This is a genomic window from Siphonobacter sp. SORGH_AS_1065 (genome assembly GCF_030818595.1).
GTDB lineage: Bacteria > Bacteroidota > Bacteroidia > Cytophagales > Spirosomataceae > Siphonobacter.
Window position 1 is genome coordinate 60,968 of sequence record NZ_JAUTAM010000004.1, and the last position, 17,556, is coordinate 78,523.

At 44.7% G+C, this 17,556-nt stretch carries 18 protein-coding genes; 11 read left to right on the forward strand and 7 right to left on the reverse strand.

Annotated features, from left to right (window positions below; genetic code table 11):
- Positions 1 to 145: 145 nt before the first annotated feature.
- The 3 genes from acs to QE390_RS01125 all read left to right on the forward strand — a co-directional run bounded on the left by acs (position 146) and on the right by QE390_RS01125 (position 3,596).
- Positions 146 to 2,050, forward strand: a complete 1,905-nt coding sequence (gene acs / locus QE390_RS01115; protein ID WP_307140757.1) for an acetate--CoA ligase — start codon at positions 146 to 148, stop codon at positions 2,048 to 2,050.
- A 60-nt stretch (positions 2,051 to 2,110) separates the two neighbouring features.
- A complete protein-coding gene (locus tag QE390_RS01120) occupies positions 2,111 to 2,701 on the forward strand; it encodes an O-methyltransferase (protein WP_307140758.1) in 591 nt (196 codons plus the stop codon).
- A gap of 349 nt (positions 2,702 to 3,050) precedes the next feature.
- The gene (locus tag QE390_RS01125) at positions 3,051 to 3,596 is read left to right on the forward strand and encodes a cupin domain-containing protein (protein ID WP_307140759.1); all 546 of its coding nucleotides are present in this window, start codon (positions 3,051 to 3,053) and stop codon (positions 3,594 to 3,596) included.
- Between the two features lie 5 nt (positions 3,597 to 3,601).
- Here the strand turns inward: QE390_RS01125 and QE390_RS01130 are convergent, their stop codons facing one another.
- The gene (locus tag QE390_RS01130; RefSeq protein WP_307140760.1) at positions 3,602 to 3,757 is read right to left on the reverse strand and encodes a hypothetical protein; all 156 of its coding nucleotides are present in this window, start codon (positions 3,755 to 3,757) and stop codon (positions 3,602 to 3,604) included.
- A 142-nt stretch (positions 3,758 to 3,899) separates the two neighbouring features.
- On the opposite strand from QE390_RS01130, the gene QE390_RS01135 reads away from it, so the two are divergent.
- The 8 genes from QE390_RS01135 to QE390_RS01170 all read left to right on the forward strand — a co-directional run bounded on the left by QE390_RS01135 (position 3,900) and on the right by QE390_RS01170 (position 11,209).
- Positions 3,900 to 6,056, forward strand: a complete 2,157-nt coding sequence (locus QE390_RS01135; RefSeq protein ID WP_307140761.1) for a TonB-dependent receptor domain-containing protein — start codon at positions 3,900 to 3,902, stop codon at positions 6,054 to 6,056.
- Positions 6,019 to 6,471: an outer membrane beta-barrel protein gene (locus QE390_RS01140; protein ID WP_307140762.1), complete on the forward strand. Its 453-nt coding sequence runs from the start codon at positions 6,019 to 6,021 to the stop codon at positions 6,469 to 6,471. The genes QE390_RS01135 and QE390_RS01140 overlap by 38 nt, the downstream gene beginning before the upstream one ends.
- Before the next feature lie 315 nt (positions 6,472 to 6,786).
- Positions 6,787 to 6,981, forward strand: a complete 195-nt coding sequence (locus QE390_RS01145) for a cold-shock protein (RefSeq protein ID WP_106635940.1) — start codon at positions 6,787 to 6,789, stop codon at positions 6,979 to 6,981.
- Positions 6,982 to 7,092: 111 nt separating this feature from the next.
- Positions 7,093 to 7,680 (forward strand): DUF4136 domain-containing protein, encoded by a 588-nt coding sequence (locus QE390_RS01150; RefSeq protein WP_106635711.1) that lies wholly within the window; start codon positions 7,093 to 7,095, stop codon positions 7,678 to 7,680.
- A gap of 124 nt (positions 7,681 to 7,804) precedes the next feature.
- A complete protein-coding gene (locus QE390_RS01155; RefSeq protein ID WP_307140763.1) occupies positions 7,805 to 8,536 on the forward strand; it encodes a hypothetical protein in 732 nt (243 codons plus the stop codon).
- Between the two features lie 54 nt (positions 8,537 to 8,590).
- Positions 8,591 to 9,370 (forward strand): tRNA pseudouridine(38-40) synthase TruA, encoded by a 780-nt coding sequence (truA, locus tag QE390_RS01160; protein WP_307140764.1) that lies wholly within the window; start codon positions 8,591 to 8,593, stop codon positions 9,368 to 9,370.
- Positions 9,371 to 9,373: 3 nt separating this feature from the next.
- The gene (locus tag QE390_RS01165; protein WP_307140765.1) at positions 9,374 to 9,976 is read left to right on the forward strand and encodes a nucleotidyltransferase family protein; all 603 of its coding nucleotides are present in this window, start codon (positions 9,374 to 9,376) and stop codon (positions 9,974 to 9,976) included.
- 201 nt (positions 9,977 to 10,177) lie between these two features.
- Positions 10,178 to 11,209 carry an NYN domain-containing protein gene (locus tag QE390_RS01170; protein WP_307140766.1) on the forward strand — a complete coding sequence of 344 codons (1,032 nt, stop codon included), beginning with the start codon at positions 10,178 to 10,180 and terminating at the stop codon, positions 11,207 to 11,209.
- A 165-nt stretch (positions 11,210 to 11,374) separates the two neighbouring features.
- On the opposite strand, the gene QE390_RS01175 is transcribed toward QE390_RS01170, so the two are convergent.
- The 6 genes from QE390_RS01175 to QE390_RS01200 form a co-directional block, all read right to left on the reverse strand.
- Positions 11,375 to 12,337 carry a MoxR family ATPase gene (locus QE390_RS01175; RefSeq protein ID WP_307140767.1) on the reverse strand — a complete coding sequence of 321 codons (963 nt, stop codon included), beginning with the start codon at positions 12,335 to 12,337 and terminating at the stop codon, positions 11,375 to 11,377.
- 161 nt (positions 12,338 to 12,498) lie between these two features.
- Positions 12,499 to 13,851 (reverse strand): peptidylprolyl isomerase, encoded by a 1,353-nt coding sequence (locus QE390_RS01180; RefSeq protein WP_307140768.1) that lies wholly within the window; start codon positions 13,849 to 13,851, stop codon positions 12,499 to 12,501.
- 105 nt (positions 13,852 to 13,956) lie between these two features.
- Positions 13,957 to 14,982 carry an OmpA family protein gene (locus QE390_RS01185; protein ID WP_307140769.1) on the reverse strand — a complete coding sequence of 342 codons (1,026 nt, stop codon included), beginning with the start codon at positions 14,980 to 14,982 and terminating at the stop codon, positions 13,957 to 13,959.
- A 43-nt stretch (positions 14,983 to 15,025) separates the two neighbouring features.
- Positions 15,026 to 16,234, reverse strand: coding sequence for a peptidylprolyl isomerase (locus tag QE390_RS01190; RefSeq protein WP_307140770.1), 1,209 nt, complete (start codon positions 16,232 to 16,234; stop codon positions 15,026 to 15,028).
- Between the two features lie 128 nt (positions 16,235 to 16,362).
- Positions 16,363 to 17,022, reverse strand: coding sequence for a hypothetical protein (locus QE390_RS01195; protein WP_307140771.1), 660 nt, complete (start codon positions 17,020 to 17,022; stop codon positions 16,363 to 16,365).
- An 84-nt stretch (positions 17,023 to 17,106) separates the two neighbouring features.
- Complete coding sequence (locus tag QE390_RS01200; protein ID WP_307140772.1) at positions 17,107 to 17,445, reverse strand: n-acetylglutamate synthase; 339 nt, start codon at positions 17,443 to 17,445, stop codon at positions 17,107 to 17,109.
- Positions 17,446 to 17,556: the final 111 nt, after the last annotated feature.

A 17,556-nucleotide genomic window follows, 5' to 3' on the forward strand; every position in this document is an offset into this window, starting at 1 on the left:
AGTCAAAAAAGCAATGGAATAGTACTCTTTTATCTATATTAAATTAGCTAGAAAAATCGCGTTTTTTTGATCACCTCCGCGATTGCTTGTACTTTAGCCGGACTAAGTACGTATTTTTCAAGTCCTCTAAAACGAGCTGTTAGCTATGAGTCACATCCCATTTCAACTGAAAAGCTTTGAAGACTATCAACGAACGTATAAGCAATCAGTTGAGGACCCTGAAGGTTTCTGGGCTGAAATTGCTTCCCATTTTTACTGGCGGAAACCCTGGGTTAAAACGCTTCAATGGAATTTTTCCGACCCGGATATTAAGTGGTTTACGGGTGGTAAATTAAATATTACTGAGAATGCTCTGGATCGTCACTTAATAGAACGCGGCGATCAGACGGCCATACTTTGGGAACCCAACGATCCTCAGGAAGAATCGGTTAAAATATCCTATAAACAATTGCATCAGCGGGTTTGCCGTTTTGCGAACGTCCTGAAAAAGCAGGGCGTGCAAAAAGGTGACCGCGTTTGTATTTACTTACCCATGGTGCCTGAGCTGGCCGTAGCCGTTCTGGCCTGTGCCCGTATCGGAGCCATCCATTCGGTCGTTTTTGGTGGTTTCTCGGCCCAATCCATTGCTGACCGTATTAATGATGCTCAGTGTAAGGTGGTCGTTACTTCGGATGGAGCCTACCGGGGTTCGAAGGAAATTGCCATGAAAGCTACCGTGGATGACGCTTTGGTAACCTGTCCTTCGGTAGAAACCGTATTGGTCATGACCCGTACCCGCACGCCAGTATTCATGCTGAAAGGCCGGGATCGCTGGTGGGAACAGGAAGAAAAATACGTTACCAACGAATGCCCCGCCGAAGAAATGAACGCTGAAGACACCCTGTTCATCCTTTACACTTCGGGGTCTACGGGTAAGCCCAAGGGCGTGGTGCATACCTGCGGTGGGTATATGGTGTACGCTTCGTACACTTTTGCCAACGTTTTCCAGTACCAACCCGGCGACATTCATTTCTGTACGGCAGACATCGGCTGGATTACCGGACATAGTTACATCGTTTACGGTCCGCTTTGCTGCGGGGCTACGAGCTTAATGTTCGAAGGGGTACCGACCTATCCCGATGCCGGACGTTTCTGGGATATCGTTGATAAGCATAAGGTTAACATTCTCTACACGGCTCCAACAGCCATTCGTTCGCTGATGGGCTTTGGCTTACAATACGTCGAAGACAAAGACCTTTCGAGCCTGACGAAGTTAGGTTCCGTGGGTGAGCCGATTAATGAAGAAGCCTGGCGTTGGTTCCACGATCATATTGGTAAGGGAAAAACGCCCATTGCCGATACCTGGTGGCAAACCGAAACGGGCGGAATCATGATTTCGCCACTGGCGGGTATTACCCCCGAAAAGCCAACTTATGCGACTTTGCCCTTACCTGGTGTGCAACCGATTCTGGTGGACGAAAACGGGAAGGAAATTGAAGGGAACGGCGTTTCGGGTAACCTTTGCATTAAATTCCCCTGGCCCGGTATTCTCCGAACCACTTACGGCGACCACGAACGTTGCAAGCAAACGTATTTCAGCACGTATCCCAATTTATACTTTACGGGCGACGGCTGTCTCCGCGATGAAGACGGTTATTACCGCATTACGGGTCGGGTTGATGACGTACTGAATGTATCGGGTCACCGAATTGGAACGGCTGAGGTAGAAAATGCCATTAACATGCACCTTGGCGTGGTGGAAAGTGCCGTGGTGGGTTATCCGCACGACATCAAAGGCCAGGGTATCTACGCTTATATCATTACGGAAGAACCGCTGGATAACGCCGACCTGACCCGTCGGGACATTCTGGCTACGGTTTCCCGCGTGATTGGGCCGATTGCGAAACCGGATAAAATTCAGTTCGTAACGGGCTTACCTAAAACTCGCTCGGGTAAAATTATGCGTCGAATTCTGCGGAAGATTGCCGAAGGAGATACCTCTAATTTAGGTGATACCTCTACGCTGCTCGATCCCGCAGTAGTCGATGAGATTAAAAACGGAGCTTTATAATACATGACAACTTCCCGAAAGTGTAAGAACTTTCGGGAAGTTCTTTTTTAAAGGCATACTATGTTTCGAAAGCTAAGTTCACAGGCCCTGGAGCGAATGGCCTATCTGGAGAAACTTGACCAGCAGGATCGTACGGATGGCACGCCCCGTTCTAAACGCCTGCGGCAGATTAATCGGGCAACGGGCGAGTTTTTATCCATTCTGGCGGTAAACGCTCCGGCAGGAGAACTCATTGAAATAGGCACCAGTGCGGGCTATTCTACGCTTTGGCTGGCCTTGGCTGCCCGCGAACGCCAACAGAAAGTAAAAACCTTCGAGATTGATCCCGAAAAGATAGCTCTGGCTCAGGAAACCTTCCACCTCGCGGGACTAGAAGAATATATTGAGATTATTCCCGGCGACTTTCTCCAAAGTGGGTTAGAGGTATCCTCGGTCTCGTTCTGTTTTTTAGATGCCGAAAAGGAGTTATACAAACCCTGTTTCCAGCTCATCACTCCCAAATTAGTCACCAACGGCTTACTGGTAGCCGACAACGCCATTGATCAATACGACGGCATTAAACCCATGATTGACGCGGCTTTGGCCGATGAACGTTTCGATTGCATAACCGTTCCGATTGGTAATGGCGAATTTATTTGCCGCAGAACCTAACTTTCACTCACCTCATTTCTTTGCCTGGCTTAACGTCCATTCTTCGCTCCGTCTCTACCTTACCCAAAGAAAGTTTAGCGTTAATCAAGCATTTGGTCACTCAGCACCTGTATTGGCCCGTACGCATTTAAAATCAGGTTTTTTTTCTGGGAAAAGGGGTGGTTCGGGCCAATCAGGGCAAAAACCAGTTAACCTTCTGTTTTTGCATGGAAGGAGAAATCATTCTTCCCTTTAACCGTTACACTTGTCGCAAACTGACTTAGTACACAAGATTATTACCATCCCATGTACCTCAAAAAAGTCAGATACTAGTAGCTTTGCTACTCATCCTCACCTTTTTACGCTATACATGAAAAAAACCATCTACAATCCGGCTTTAAAAGAGACAATCGTTTTCAATAAAACATCGATTGAAACCGACGGTGCGTACTCTGAGTTGGAAATCTCACTGGAACCTGGTGGGGGTAATCCTATGCACTATCATAAAGCTTATAGTGAATTATTTACGGCAGTGGACGGTGAACTGGGCCTGGAACTTAAGGGTGGTAAGAAAGTAATGCTAAAGCCCGGCGAATCTTATTTAGTTAAAATGGGCGAAAACCATCGCTTTTTTAATCAGAATGACCAGCGAATTACCTTTACCAATAAGGTCGTCCCAGGTTCTACAGGTTTGGAGAATACGTTAAGGATTCTGTGTGGCCTAGCTGAAGACGGATTATACACCAAAGCCAATATTCCCAGTAATATTTACCATATGGGAATATGTGCCGTGATGAGTGACATGCGACTAACTGGTATAGCCGGTATAGTAACCACACCACTAGTTAAAATACTGGCAAGACTCGGACGAAAAAAGGGATTAGAAGCTGATTTAGTTAGAAAATACTGTATCTAACCGACTCACTTCTGGCGACTGTTTTTCATTGCCACGCTGGTAAATGTCGATTGTGGGGCTGAAACCCGTTTCTCATGAATACTCGATGCTCTGGTCTGATAAGCCAGAGCATTTTTATTATTCGTTCGTTTCCGCTCATCACGGCTAAAATTGCCACACATCTATTCCTGTTACCTCTGTTCCGATTTTCGAAGTTAGCACCTTCAATAGCCCCTTAATTTTGAGGCATCAGTAAGGCACACCTGCCGGCTGTCTCCAACCCACGTACACTTAATCAACACGAGCTACTGAACACCCTTCTTTATGAAAAAATTACTACTCCTTTTTAGTTGTTGTCTGCTTATACAAACGGCTCAGGCTCAGTTTCCTATGGGCGGAGCTACTCCTCAGCGGAAAGCCCTTCCCGGAACAGCCGACGATAATACACCCAAAGGCAATTCGAAAATCACTGGTTTTGTGGTGGATTCTTCGGTCACGAAAGCCGTAGAGTTTGCGAACATTGCCTTGTATAACAAAGCTACCAACAAGCCCGTTGATGGTACCGTTGCAGATGATAAAGGCAAATTTACCCTTAGTCGCGTGGCCGTGGGCGAATATAAAATCCTGGTCACTTTCATTGGGTATGAAAACAAAACCATTGATAACATTAAAGTCGAAAAAGGTCAGGACATTGATCTGGGCGTAATTAAGGTTAATTCAAAAACCAAAACGCTGGACGAAGTAACCGTAACCGGACAGAAGGATTTAATCGAAGAGAAGGTGGATCGTCTGGTTTACAATGCTGAAAAAGACATCATGGCTAAAGGAGGCGATGCTTCTGACGTGCTGCGTAAAGTTCCGATGCTATCCGTCGATTTGCAGGGGAACCTTTCCTTACGTGGGAATCAGAATGTGCGGGTTTTAATTAATAATAAACCCAGTACAATCGTAGCCAGCAGCGTTGCGGATGCTTTGAAACAAATTCCAGCCGATATGATTAAAACGGTTGAAGTGATTACCTCTCCCTCCGCCAAATACGATGCCGAAGGTTCCGGCGGGATTATCAACATCATCACCAAGAAGAACAGCCTTCAGGGCTTAAACCTGACAATAGATTCAGGCGTAGGAAACCGGGGTTCGAACTTGTCACTGAACGGAAATTATCGCAAAGGTAAAATGGGTATTACCCTCGGCGGTTTCGGTCGGGCCAACTACAATGTAAAGCTAAAAGGCTTCACCGATCAGACTAATTTTGAATCAAACGGCTCAACTACTCGTACCTATCAGGATTTTTCAGGTGTAAACTCGGGCCTTTTCGGGAATTATAACCTGGGTTTTGATTATGATCTTGCTCAGAATCAGTCGATCACTGCCGGGGTTCGGTACGGTGCCCGGAACATGCTCAATGCTCTGGATTACAAAACGGATTCGTATATCAATAATCTTATTAATTCAACGGTTTATCGGGATGTTGATACTAAAAACCTTTCTGGAACGGTTGACGTAAACGTAGATTACCTTCATACGTACAAAAAACCACAGCAGGAATGGAGCGTTTCCACACAATACAGCCGGAATGATTTAACCAACGATTTCATCTCTAATGATCGTACTGGCACAAATGAGCTCTTGTTTCGGCAGAAAAATATTAACCACAACCTGAATCAGGAATTTACCATTCAGACGGATTACCAGACACCAATCAAGAAAAATCAGATGATTGAATTTGGTGGCAAAGGCATCATGCGGACGGTAAACAGTGATTATCAATATTTATTTGGTAATGGGAATAATCCCCTTACTCAGAGCCCTAAGCAACCTTCTGGAGCCCTGGATTACAACCAGAACGTAGTCGGAGCCTATACCTCTTACACACTTACCACCAAAAACAAGTACACCATCAAAGCCGGTACTCGTTACGAATACACCACTATTGAAGCCAGCACGCGTGAAGGAGGTAACATTGAGATTCCTAATTACGGAAACCTGGTTCCCAGTGTAAACATCTCGAAAAACATCAAGGGAGCTACCTGGAAAGTGGGATATAACCGTCGTCTGCAACGTCCCGGAATTCAGCAATTAAACCCCAACATTAACGCGGCTAACCCCCAGAACATCATGATCGGGGATCCTTCGCTTCGTCCTGAACTGACGGATAACGCAGAGTTAGGTTATAGCAAGAACTTCAAGAAGTTTTATCTGAATGCAGCCTTCTTTGGACGGATTACCAATGGAACCATCACTCAGGTAGTCCAAGCGAATGATACGCTGGCCGGTGGCGTGCTGACCACCTACCAGAACATTGGTAGCGAGCGGGCCGTGGGTACGAACCTCTTCGGTAATCTTGCCATTACCTCTAAATGGAACATTGGTATTTTCTCAAATATCATTTACAATAACCTGCGTGGGATGGCTCCTATTAGCGGCGGTAAATCTGAATTCGTTGAGAATTCCGGTCTTAAACATTGGGGGTGGATTTAATTCCCAGATTCAGTTTAAAAACGGCTGGGGAGCTCAGGGTTTTGCCTTCATTCAGGGTTCTCAGGTACAGTTACAAGGTCGCCGGGGCGGATTTGCCTTCTACTCGGCGGGTGTGAAGAAAGACTTTAAAAATAAGAAAGGGAGCATTGGTCTGGCTGGAGAAAACTTCCTTACCAAAAGCTTTAACATTCATACCAACCTTTCCAATTCCCAGTTTACCCAGGTGTCTGACATCCACCTCTTTATGCGGGGTGTTCGCCTAACGTTCTCCTATAAAATTGGCAAAATGACGGCTCAGGCTCCGCGTAAGAAAGGTAAATCGGTTAACAACGATGACGTGAAGAGCGGTGGTGACGGCATGCAGGGCGGTGCTCCAGCAGGAGGTAGCACAGCCCCCGGCGGGCGACCCCGGTAGGAATTGAATCTCCAGTGAAGCGGGACTGTTTACGTAGATAAACAGTCCCGCTTGGGTTATTATCTAATGGATCTGGTTCGAAGTACTGCATTAAAAAGCATTTAAAAAGCACTTGCAATTATTAAAAACTGTTTAATAATCTTAAATCAGTGAAAATATTACCTGAAAAACTACTAATTTTTTGCCGCAGGCTATATTTTACACATTTTTTTTTCGATATACGTACTTTGTATTGAAAAACTCTAAAGAATCCGATTACCTTTGTTGACTCCTGACGTACAGGAGATTTTTGTTTTATTTATTTTTTTGTTCACAATGCAAACAGGCACTGTAAAATTTTTCAACGAAACGAAAGGTTTTGGCTTTATTCTTGATGACGCTTCCGGGCAAGATATTTTCGTGCACGCGACGGGTCTGAGTTCAGCTACCATTCGTCAGGATGACCGTGTGTCTTTCGATACAATCGAAGGCAAACGTGGCTTGAACGCCGTTAACGTTAAGAAAATCTAATTTTTCTGAGCGTGCTCAGGAAAAGCCCTGCTTCCGTACGGAAGCAGGGCTTTTCTTTTGTCGCATATGGCACCGTTTTTTAAAGATTATAGCTACACTATGCTATAAACCATGAAAACTCCATTAATAAATCTCTTCGCACTAGTCAGCCTGATCTGGATTGGATCAGCCTGTTCTTCGGTCAACGTTGATAAAAGTAGAAAAGCGGACTTTAGTCGTTACAGAACCTTTGCCTGGATGGACTCTGACGTACAGGCAGGAAAAAACCCCGCTTATTACAATGAAATTGCCACTCAGAATCTGGAAGCCGCAGTCGTTAATACGCTTAATGAAAAAGGGTATAAAGAAAATACCAGTAACCCGGATATGCTGATTGGCTATCACTTTTTCGTTGAACAGCGGGAACGCACCGTCTCAGATCCCAGTCCGATGTACGGCCCTTACATGGGTTGGGGACGTTGGGGCTGGCAAGGTTGGGGCCCTGCCTGGTATGGCTGGGGCGGCGGTCCCCGCTACCGTCAGGAAAAATACGACGCAGGAACGGTAGTGGTGGATATTGTAGATGCCAAAACTCAAAAATTAGTCTGGCGGGGTTCCGTTGAAAAAGCTGTTGATAACCCTACTCAAATCTCCCGGCAGTTGGAGCGGGAAGTGAGCAGAATTATTGATAAGGTGCCTGAAGAAAAATCAGGAGAATAGAATGCAATAATGAATCAGGTGGCGGATTATAAACCGCCACCTGATTTGTTAATATACCTTAAGTCATTAATTGCTGTACAATTTTCTCGGAAAACCTTAGTTTTACGAAAGAATTGTTTTTCCAATGATCTATAAACTCACTGCATTTATACTGATTTTTTTCGGGCTTAGTCCAAATTTTAAAGGTTTAGCCCAGGATCGCTACATTACGGGTATTGCCCTAAGCGATTCGACCAATAAGCCTATCAACCTGGCTTCGGTACGGAACATGCGGACGCAGGATGTAACCCGCACGAATAAATCAGGTACGTTCCTGGTTATGGCCCGGCCCGGTGATAACCTTCGCATTACCTGTAATGGCTGTGACGATGCTACGATTACCGTTGATTCTACGCACGATGATTTTACGGTTCGGGTAAAGCAATATGTCTTTCAGGGTGATGGTACTACGCTGAATGAAGTGCGGGTAACGGCTAAGTCGGAGGCTGAAATTAAATACGAGATCGAAAAAGCTCTGAAAGAACCCCTTGCCAAAAAGAACATGAGTACGGATCAGATGTTGGGTATGGCCACCTCCCCCATTTCTCTGCTCTATGAATTATTCAGCAAAGAAGCCAAAACTAAACGCAAACTAGCCGTTTACCAGCAACAGGACCGTAAACACAAACTGGCTGAATTCAAATATAACGAACAGGTAGTAAATCAGATTACTAAACTGGAAGGCGAAGATCTGAAGGAATTCATGCGTTTATTTCCCATTGACGACGACTTTGTATTGCAGTCTTCTGAATACGACATTATTCAGGTAATCAAGGCCAATTTTTCCAAGTACAAAGCCCGCCTGGGGCAAAAGTAGCCATTCCCACCTTCTCTCATTTCGATTCAGGCATTCTGCGTGTACCTTTGCAAGATGAGGTACATGATTTCGTTTGCGTATAATGGGTCTACGTTCAATGGCTGGCAAAAACAGCCTAATGCTGTTTCTGTACAGGAAGCCCTTGAAAAATCGCTCTCCATTTTACTAAAAAGTCCGGTAAATCTAATCGGTTCTGGCCGCACGGATACGGGAGTTCACGCCGAACAACAATACGCTCATTTTGACTGGCCAGAACCCATTACGGAAGATCTGGAATTCATTGCCTTTAAGTCTAACCGCATGACACCCGCCGGCATTGTCATCTACCGCATCTTCCCGATTCGGCAGGATGTTCATGCCCGGTTTACTGCAACTTCCCGCAAATACGAGTATCGAATTTCGAGAGTAAAAAACCCCTTCCGCCCTTTTATGGTTTATCCCTTTAGCTTTCCGTTAGATGTGGAAGCCATGAATCAGGCCGCTCAGTTTTTATTGAATCACAGCGATTTTCAGAGTTTTAGTTTGGTTAATACCCAGGTAAAAACCTTTCGCTGCGACATTACTGAAGCCCGCTGGGAAGAACGTGGTCACGAGTTAATCTTTCACGTGCGAGCAGATCGTTTTCTTCGGGGCATGGTAAGAGCTCTGGTGGGAACGCTCATGGATGTAGGCCGAGGACGGATTTCCGTTGAAGATGTAAATGAAATTATACTAGCCAAAGATCGTAAACGAGCCGGGCGGGCCGTTCCGCCGGATGGATTATTTCTGGTTGAAGTCACCTACCCTATTAATGCCTTCGATCCACCCACAGAAACCGTAGCCATTGAGCTATAAACGATGAAAATCCAGGTAGCTATTCTTGCAGCAGGAAATTCAAGCCGGCTTGGACGACCCAAACAATTGGTACAATGGCAGGGAAAACCTCTGATCCGGTACGTCGCGGAAGAAGCCTTAGCCATTTCTGATCCGAACGTTACCCTTGAGCATTGCGTTGTCGTTGGAGCGTATGCTGAAGCAGTTGCTGAAGTCCTCCATTCCCTCCCTTTGCAGATCCTGATTAATCCTGACTGGTCGGAAGGAATGGCTTCTTCCGTATGTGTAGCCACCCAATATGCCATTCAACACCAGGCCGATGCTATTCTTTTTGCCTTAACGGATCAGCCTTTTGTGAATACCTCGTTACTAGAGCAATTTATTCTAACTTACTTAGAAGTAAATGATTCCGGCTGCGTAGTAGTTTCTGACTATGGTTCCGACTGGGGCGTTCCGTTACTCATTGGTGCTGCTTACTTTGAGTCATTACTACAGTTAAAAGGTGATTCGGGAGTTAAACGATATGTAAAACAAAGGCAGTTGGCAGTAAAAAAAGTAACTTTTTTAAGAGGACTTATTGATATTGATACCGAACATGACCTGATGCATTTGCAAGAAAGGCAATGAGTTTGTAAATTTGTGAATTCACTGGAAATGAGCTCTATTTATTAGATTAGTTATTGGGAGTTAACACTCCGTTTAAAATTGAGTACTTATACCTGCACATCTAGATTTATTAAGATATCCTACCCCAAGTATAACTTGCCTTTTTAAAGGAATTATTTCTATTGAATAAACTATAAGTAACTATAAAACATAATTTATCAAATGGCCAACGATCCATTAGCTCTTACAAGAATTGGAGTTTTTTATGACGGAAACTACTTTTTACACGTCAGCAATTATTACAACTATTTTCATACCCGTAAAAGTCGCATAAGCGTTTCAGGCTTACATAATTTTATAAGAAATCAGGTTGCGGACGAATTAAGCTCTGATATACGTTTTTGTCAGATTGTTGACTCTCATTATTTCCGGGGCCGTTTGAATGCACAGGAAGCCAGTCAGCGGGGAAATATGCTTTTCTACGACCGGGTTTTTGACGATTTACTAATGGCTGAAGGCGTTACGACGCATTACCTTCCCATCCGTAGCTCCTTTGGCAATCGTTACGAAAAAGGAATTGACGTCTGGTTGGCTCTGGAAGCTTACGAGAAAGCCTTATCCAAACGATTCGATGTTATTGTCCTGATTGCTTCAGATGGCGATTACGTGCCTCTGGTTCGCAAATTAAACTCGCTGGCAACCAAAGTAATGGTTTTAAGCTGGGACTTCGAATACACTACGGAAGATGGCCAGAAAATGGTAACGCGTACGTCTCAGGACTTACTGGACGAGGTTACTTTCCACGCCGATATGGAGAAAATCATTGAAGATCGCGTTCGTCGCAATGATCCATTGATTAACAATATGTTCGTAGTGCCTCCAACGCCTCCCCAGAACAACTCTTCACGTCCAGAACGTACCAATACGGAAGCGGAAGGTGCTGAAGATAGTCTGGCTGAGCATACGGGCGAGTTAATGACCAGCACGATCTACTCGCTTAAAAATGGATACGGCTTTATTAAATATCCACCCAATAACCTGTTCTTCCATTACACCAGCCTGGTGGATACTGATTTCAATGAGCTTCAGGAAGGAGATGAGGTAGAATTCGTTCTGTCCTTAAATGACCGTGGCGATTATATTGCCAAGAACGTTCGTTTGTTATGGGATGAAGAGAGTGCTTCCACTGAAGTGGTTGCAACTCCTGAAACGGTAACCGAAGGCGAAGAAGATTCCCTGAAACTGGAATTTTAATAGCTTGTAACATACGTATAAAGAAGCCCGGTTCATCAGTGATGAACCGGGCTTTTCTTTATACGTATGTATTGGATCGTTTTTAGCGGCTGCAGTTGTCAGTTGATAGAGTACTAGTCAACGTTTTACAACCGTAAAAATATACTATCAAATAACTATGAGGGTTTAAACAATTCGTTTGACAATATCTTCAACCGAAATGCCTTCAGCTTCAGCCTTGAAATTTCGGACGATCCGGTGGCGTAATACGGCCAGGGCAACGGCTCTTACGTCTTCAATATCCGGTGAAAACTTTCCGCTGAATAAGGCATTACACTTGGCCGCCAAGATCAGGTTCTGCGAGGCTCTGGGCCCTGCTCCCCATTCCAGAAACTCATTGGCTTCTTTGGAGGCCAGCTCCGTGCGGGGACGCGTTTTGTGAACCAGACGAACGGCGTAATCTACCACATTGTCCGCGATGGGTACGCGACGAACCAATTGCTGGAAGTACAGAATTTCTTCCCCCGTTACCTGATGCTTCACTTCGTAACGTATATCTGAGGTCGTCGCTTTTACAATCGCTAGTTCAGCTTCAAATTTGGGATAATCCAACTGAATCATAAACATGAAACGATCAAGCTGGGCTTCGGGTAAGGGATAGGTCCCTTCCTGTTCAATTGGGTTTTGGGTAGCCAGTACAAAGAAAGGCTTGCTTAGGCCATACTTCTGCCCTGCAATGGTAACCGCATACTCCTGCATGGATTCCAGCAGAGCCGACTGCGTTTTAGGAGGCGTCCGGTTGATCTCATCCGCCAGAATAATGTTTGAGAAAATGGGACCTTTGATGAATCGGAAGTTGCGGTCATTATCCAACGTTTCTGATCCCGTAATATCCGAAGGCATTAAGTCCGGCGTAAACTGAATCCGGTTAAAATCCAGATCCAGAGCGTTCGCCATGGTTTGAATCAGTAAGGTTTTAGCCAGTCCGGGAACGCCCACTAATAAGCAATGTCCCTGACAGAAAATTGCCGTTAGTAACAACTTTACTACATCGTCCTGCCCTATGACTACTTTGGTAATTTCAGCATGTAATCTCTGGTAAGCTTCATTCAGGGCTTTTACACCCTCTACATCGGAAGAATACGCCATAAATAAAATAGGGTTAGGGACCAGTTATTTGATTTTAATAAACGAAAAAGGGTTTGAATCTATTTGAAAAGATAAGTAATGCAAGATTTTCATCATTACAAACTTTTACCTCTTCAAATGCATTCAAACCCTTTCCTCCGGCTTATTCCGAACAGATGCTGTTATTGTTGCCCGTAGGCCGCCACGACATCGCTACATTCGGTTTTCAGCTCTTCATCACGTACCTGGATGAACACTTCAGCTTTTGTCTTTTTAAACCACTTTTCAACGGCATTGTTTCGTTTCCGGCTCAAGGCAATTTTTTGCAGCTTCTGGTAGTCTTCCTCCAGGTTCGCGTAATGGGGCGGATATTTTGCTTTGTAATAAATAATCCGAACGCCTACTTTACCATCACCGGAACGGTAAGGCAAAATTGTTGAATACGTACCTACCTGCATTGAATCCAGCGTAAAGTAAAGGCTGTGGTCCATCGTTTCATCCAAAGCCAAACGCGTACTCCGCGTTTCCGGATCCTGAATCCAGCCTCCTACATCGGCAGTAGCTTTATCTTCGGAAAACTCTTTAGCAGCTTTCTCAAACGTAATTTTATTATCTACTAAAAGCGTACGAACCGAATCCAAGTATTTCGTTGCTTTCGTTACATCCAGACGGTTATAATCAGGACGCAGCAGAATGTGACGAGCCGTATAGACTTCGCCTTTCATGTCTTCCAGTTTGATTAAGTGAACCCCGTATTCCGTTTCAACGGGATCAGAATATTCTCCGGGTTTGAGGCGATAAACGGCTCCTTCAAATTCTGATACCATGGTACCACGTTTTACGTTCAAATACAATCCGCCGTTCTGAGCACTACCTAAATCCTCAGAATACGTTGTAGCTAACTGAGCAAAATCCTCGCCTGCTAAAGCCCGCTTTTTATAGTCCAGCAAGCGTTGCTTCAGAGCATCGGTTTCTTGCTTGGTTACTTCCGCCAAACGAATAATGTGACCTACCTGCACTTCCGAAGGAAAATAAGGAAGACTGTCTTTGGGAATGGAATTAAAGAACTTCCGTACTTCATTAGGCGTAATCTTTACGTCACTCGTGATTTTCCGCTGCATTTCCTGCACCAGCAGATTATTTCTCACGTCCGAGCGAAGTTCCGCTTTCAGTTGCTCTATGCTTTTGCCAAATTGTTCGACAATGTTTTTCTGCGAACCGTACATCTGAATCATCTGATCCATCCGGCCTTCGAGTTCGCCGTCCACCTGACGATCCTCTACCGTTACGGAGTCAATCTCTGCTTTTGCTAACATTACCTTATTGATAATCAAGCTATTCAGACATTGACACTTCGAAGGAGGATTTTTCTGATTTTCGTTCTGGTACTGGTAATACATCTGATCTAAATCAGAGCGGAGAATATAGTGGTTATCCACTTTGCTGATCACACCGTCAATGACCTTACCCTTCGTGGCCTGAGCAAAGCCCAGCACTGGCAAGAACAGGAGTAACAGCCCGAATAATTTCTTCATTTTTAATTAAGTAGGTAATATAGTTAGAAAACGGGTGTCTATTGGATTGATGCTAAATACTAACGTTACGTTGCATGCTTTCCTAACGTTGCAGTTTCTTTTTAATTACTTAAGCTTTTTCAGCTCGTTTTCATTCACCTGAACCGGAAATTGTTTTCTCAGAGACTCTACCCAGTTTTTTTCCAGGTATTGCTGGTAATCATTAATTACCTGCCCACGGGCTTCTCCCAGAGTTTTGGTTCGGGCCATGTCCACGTTCGTTACATCAATGACTACAAAACGTCCGCTTTTTTCAAGGGTTTGCTTACCCGTTTTCCAGGTAATCCCATCAATGAATTTATTATCTCCTTTCTGGAAATACCCTTCTTCCAGCGTTAAAGTATTGGCTTTCACTACGTTGAACTGACGAACCACATCCTGTTTCGAAGTAGTCGTTAAACTAAAGCTTACCCGACGATTTTTGTCGCGATTGGTGGTTGAAACAGGCTTAAATTTACTTTCATCAACTTCAACAATGCGGGTAGCTGAAATATTGCCGCGTTTGGTCAACTCGTTCACCACGCTTCGTAAACGACCGGCTGAGCAGGAATCAGCCTCCCCAGCATCCGCATGTCCACTAATGGCAATTTGATACGCTGGGTTTTTACTTAAAATCACGATCAGGTCGAAAAGCTTCTCCCGCTGGGCCTCCGTTAATTTGGTCTGTCCTTTAGGAAACGTCAGGTCTTCAATTTTCCGGTTAATGACATAAGGACTTTTAGCCAGAGCCTTTAACGCCTGATCCAGCACCGGACGTGTGGAAGCACTTAATACCGAAGCCCGGACGCGAGGACTTAACTGATATTTATTCCGATTTTGTTCAAAAAACTGACGCTGTCCGGTTGTATCCGTCAGGGATTTCCCCTGCACGTTTTCTTCCAGCATCTGAAACAACAACATGCCGTCGTGGTATTCCTGAACCAGATCTTTAAAATCTTGATTTTTAGCTTCCAGATGATCTTCTTCGTAGGTCAGATTTTTCTCTTCTACGTAAGCATTATAAAGCGTTTTCAGCAGGGCCTGAGGGTTCGCTCCGGGTTGAGGTTTCTGATTTCGCTGAGCATAATCAAAGAAATCACTTACCCGATACATGTCAGATCCAATGCGGAAAAGTAACTGCCCGTTGAGATTCTGATCATTCGTGGGCCTGCCATTTTCCGTCTGCCAGCAAAGGCGTAGCTTTTTCCAGAGCGGCAGCTAATGCCGTTTTATTCTCCTCAAATTTATTCTCCTGCTTAATTCGGCGAATTACTGCTGACTTGCTCACATTCGAACGCTCGTCTGACTGCACTTTCGTCCGTAAGTACCCTACCATTTCTTCGTAATCAAGTAGCGGAATCCGCTTTACCAGCTTTAATATATGCCAGCCATAAGGCGTCTGAAATGGGGCCGAATACGCTCCTTCTTTCTTTAAAGCAAACGCGGCTTCTTCAAATGGAGGTAACATTTTACCCGTTCCAAAGGGCTGCATTACTCCTCCAGCATTTTTCGTGCTGGCATCTTCCGAAAACTGTTTCACTACGGCATCAAACGGAACGCCGCGTTGCAGTTCGCCGTAAGCTTCCTCAATTTTTGTCTTGGCCGTCATTTTATCCGCATCCGTAGCATGCCCCGGTACGCGAACAAACAGATGAGCTACCTGAATATTTCCCTGACTACTCCGACGGTCATTCACCCGAATCAGATGGTAACCGAACTTGGTGCGGACGGGCATCGAGATTTCACCTTTCTTGGTAGTATAAGCAGCCGTTTCAAAGGGATAAACCATTTGTAAACCCGTAAACCAGCCTAAGGTTCCACCATTTTTAGCGGCGTAAGGATCTTTGGAAAACTGTTTGGCTAATTCTTCGAAAGGTTCTCCCTTGTTGATCCGATCACGGATAGAAAGAGCCTGGTTGTAAATGCGTAAGGTGTCTTCGGGTGAAGCATTAGGGGCTACTTCCAGCAGGATATGCGACGCATTGACTTCTTCTTTCAGCCTTTCGTACGCTTCTCTTACCAACGCCTCCGTTACTTTTTTATCCGTAATAAAGGACTGAGCCGACACTTTGCGATAGCCAGCTAATTCTTCTTTAAAGTCAGCGGTGGTATCAATTCCCCGACTTTCGCCCGCCAGTACTTTGAGTTTATAATTAATAAAAAGGGGAAGATATTCTCGAATTCCGGCGGATTCGGTTAGGCTGTCAGCTCCGACCGGGTTTTTCTTGTAATGATACATGAATTCACTCACCGTAACCTTTTTAGGGCCGATGGTAATCAAAACTGGATCATTGGATTGTTGAGCGAAAGCAGTAAAATCCTGAAAGCAAAAAACCAAAGCGATCCACCGAAGTGATTTATACATACCTGAGCAATTGGGGTTCATCCGAGCATAACCGAAATTCGGGCCAAATTATTGCTCAAAGATAGCGAAACTCCGCGTAGTGACCTATTTTTCTAAGTTAGGGAGGGGCCAGCCCCATCGGTAAAACTCTAGCGTGATTGCCGGGAAATCTGAAAATTCAACTGATATTCATAGCTGTCAAAGCGAGTATCAGCACTGAATTTCAGCGGAATAGTTTGCGTAACTGTCATTTTCGCTACCTCTTCGTAGGTATACGTTCGGCTGAAAGACCCTAACAAATCGTCGGGATCAATTCGGTTGGAATTATTTAATACCAATCCCGCCGCCTGAAGCGATAACAGAAAATAACCCACCGGATTGGTCAGTTCGGTTACCTGTAATAAACTCGCTGCCGCTCCGGCGTAACCCGTATATTTTCGAATATCGGTAACCAGTTTCTGAGCTTTGCTGTAATCGTCAATTTCCATTAATACGACAGTGGCTACTACCCGACTCTTCGGCGGCACTTCAATGCTTAAACCCGGAAAAGCCGTAAACTGATCGCCTTTTTTAGTTCGCTGTACACCCCAGGCACCATTTTGGGTATTGATGAGATGGTTATTTTCATCGAGTACGCTCAGGGTATACGCCAACATGAGTTCATCCTGACGGGTAATTTTCTCCTGAATGGTGACTGCTTTCAAGGAAGTCGGCTGAAACTTCACCGCAACTGATGAGCGTCGGCTCTGGTTTTTGCAGGCCGTCAGGCTTATCAGGAAAAACAGGAAATAAATAGGTCGGGACAACACAGGGTAAGTAGCTATTAGTTTTTAGAATGATAGTTAACGTTTTAAAAACTAACTATGTATGCTTAAATACTGATAAGAACTTTATTAAATCTCTTCAATGATAGACTGACCCGAGGAAGCATCGCCGGAAGTCCACTGCCAGGTTTCGTGCAAACGGATTTTTCCATTGTTCATAACTTCAGGCACGGAGTGACACTTTCCGGCTCGCAATTCACCCGTTTCGCTCAGATGATGATACACCATGTCAATGGCTCCTTCTTCAGTTACCTTCCCAATAATCGAACCACGAATGACGGAACCACCCGCATAATCGGCCCATACCTCTCCATTTTGCTGGTAATAGTTAAAAATGGTTTCATTATTTACTTCCCCATTTTCAGTATTAACGGCTGTTCGGAAACGCCGCCCGTTGTAGTTAATCATAGGTTTTTAAAGTTTTGGTAATAAGTTAGGCTGGCATTTTTTCCTTATAACAAGGCTTTCCATGACAGAAACGAGAGATGCAAGGCTTTTCGCTGGACTGGCATTTTTTCA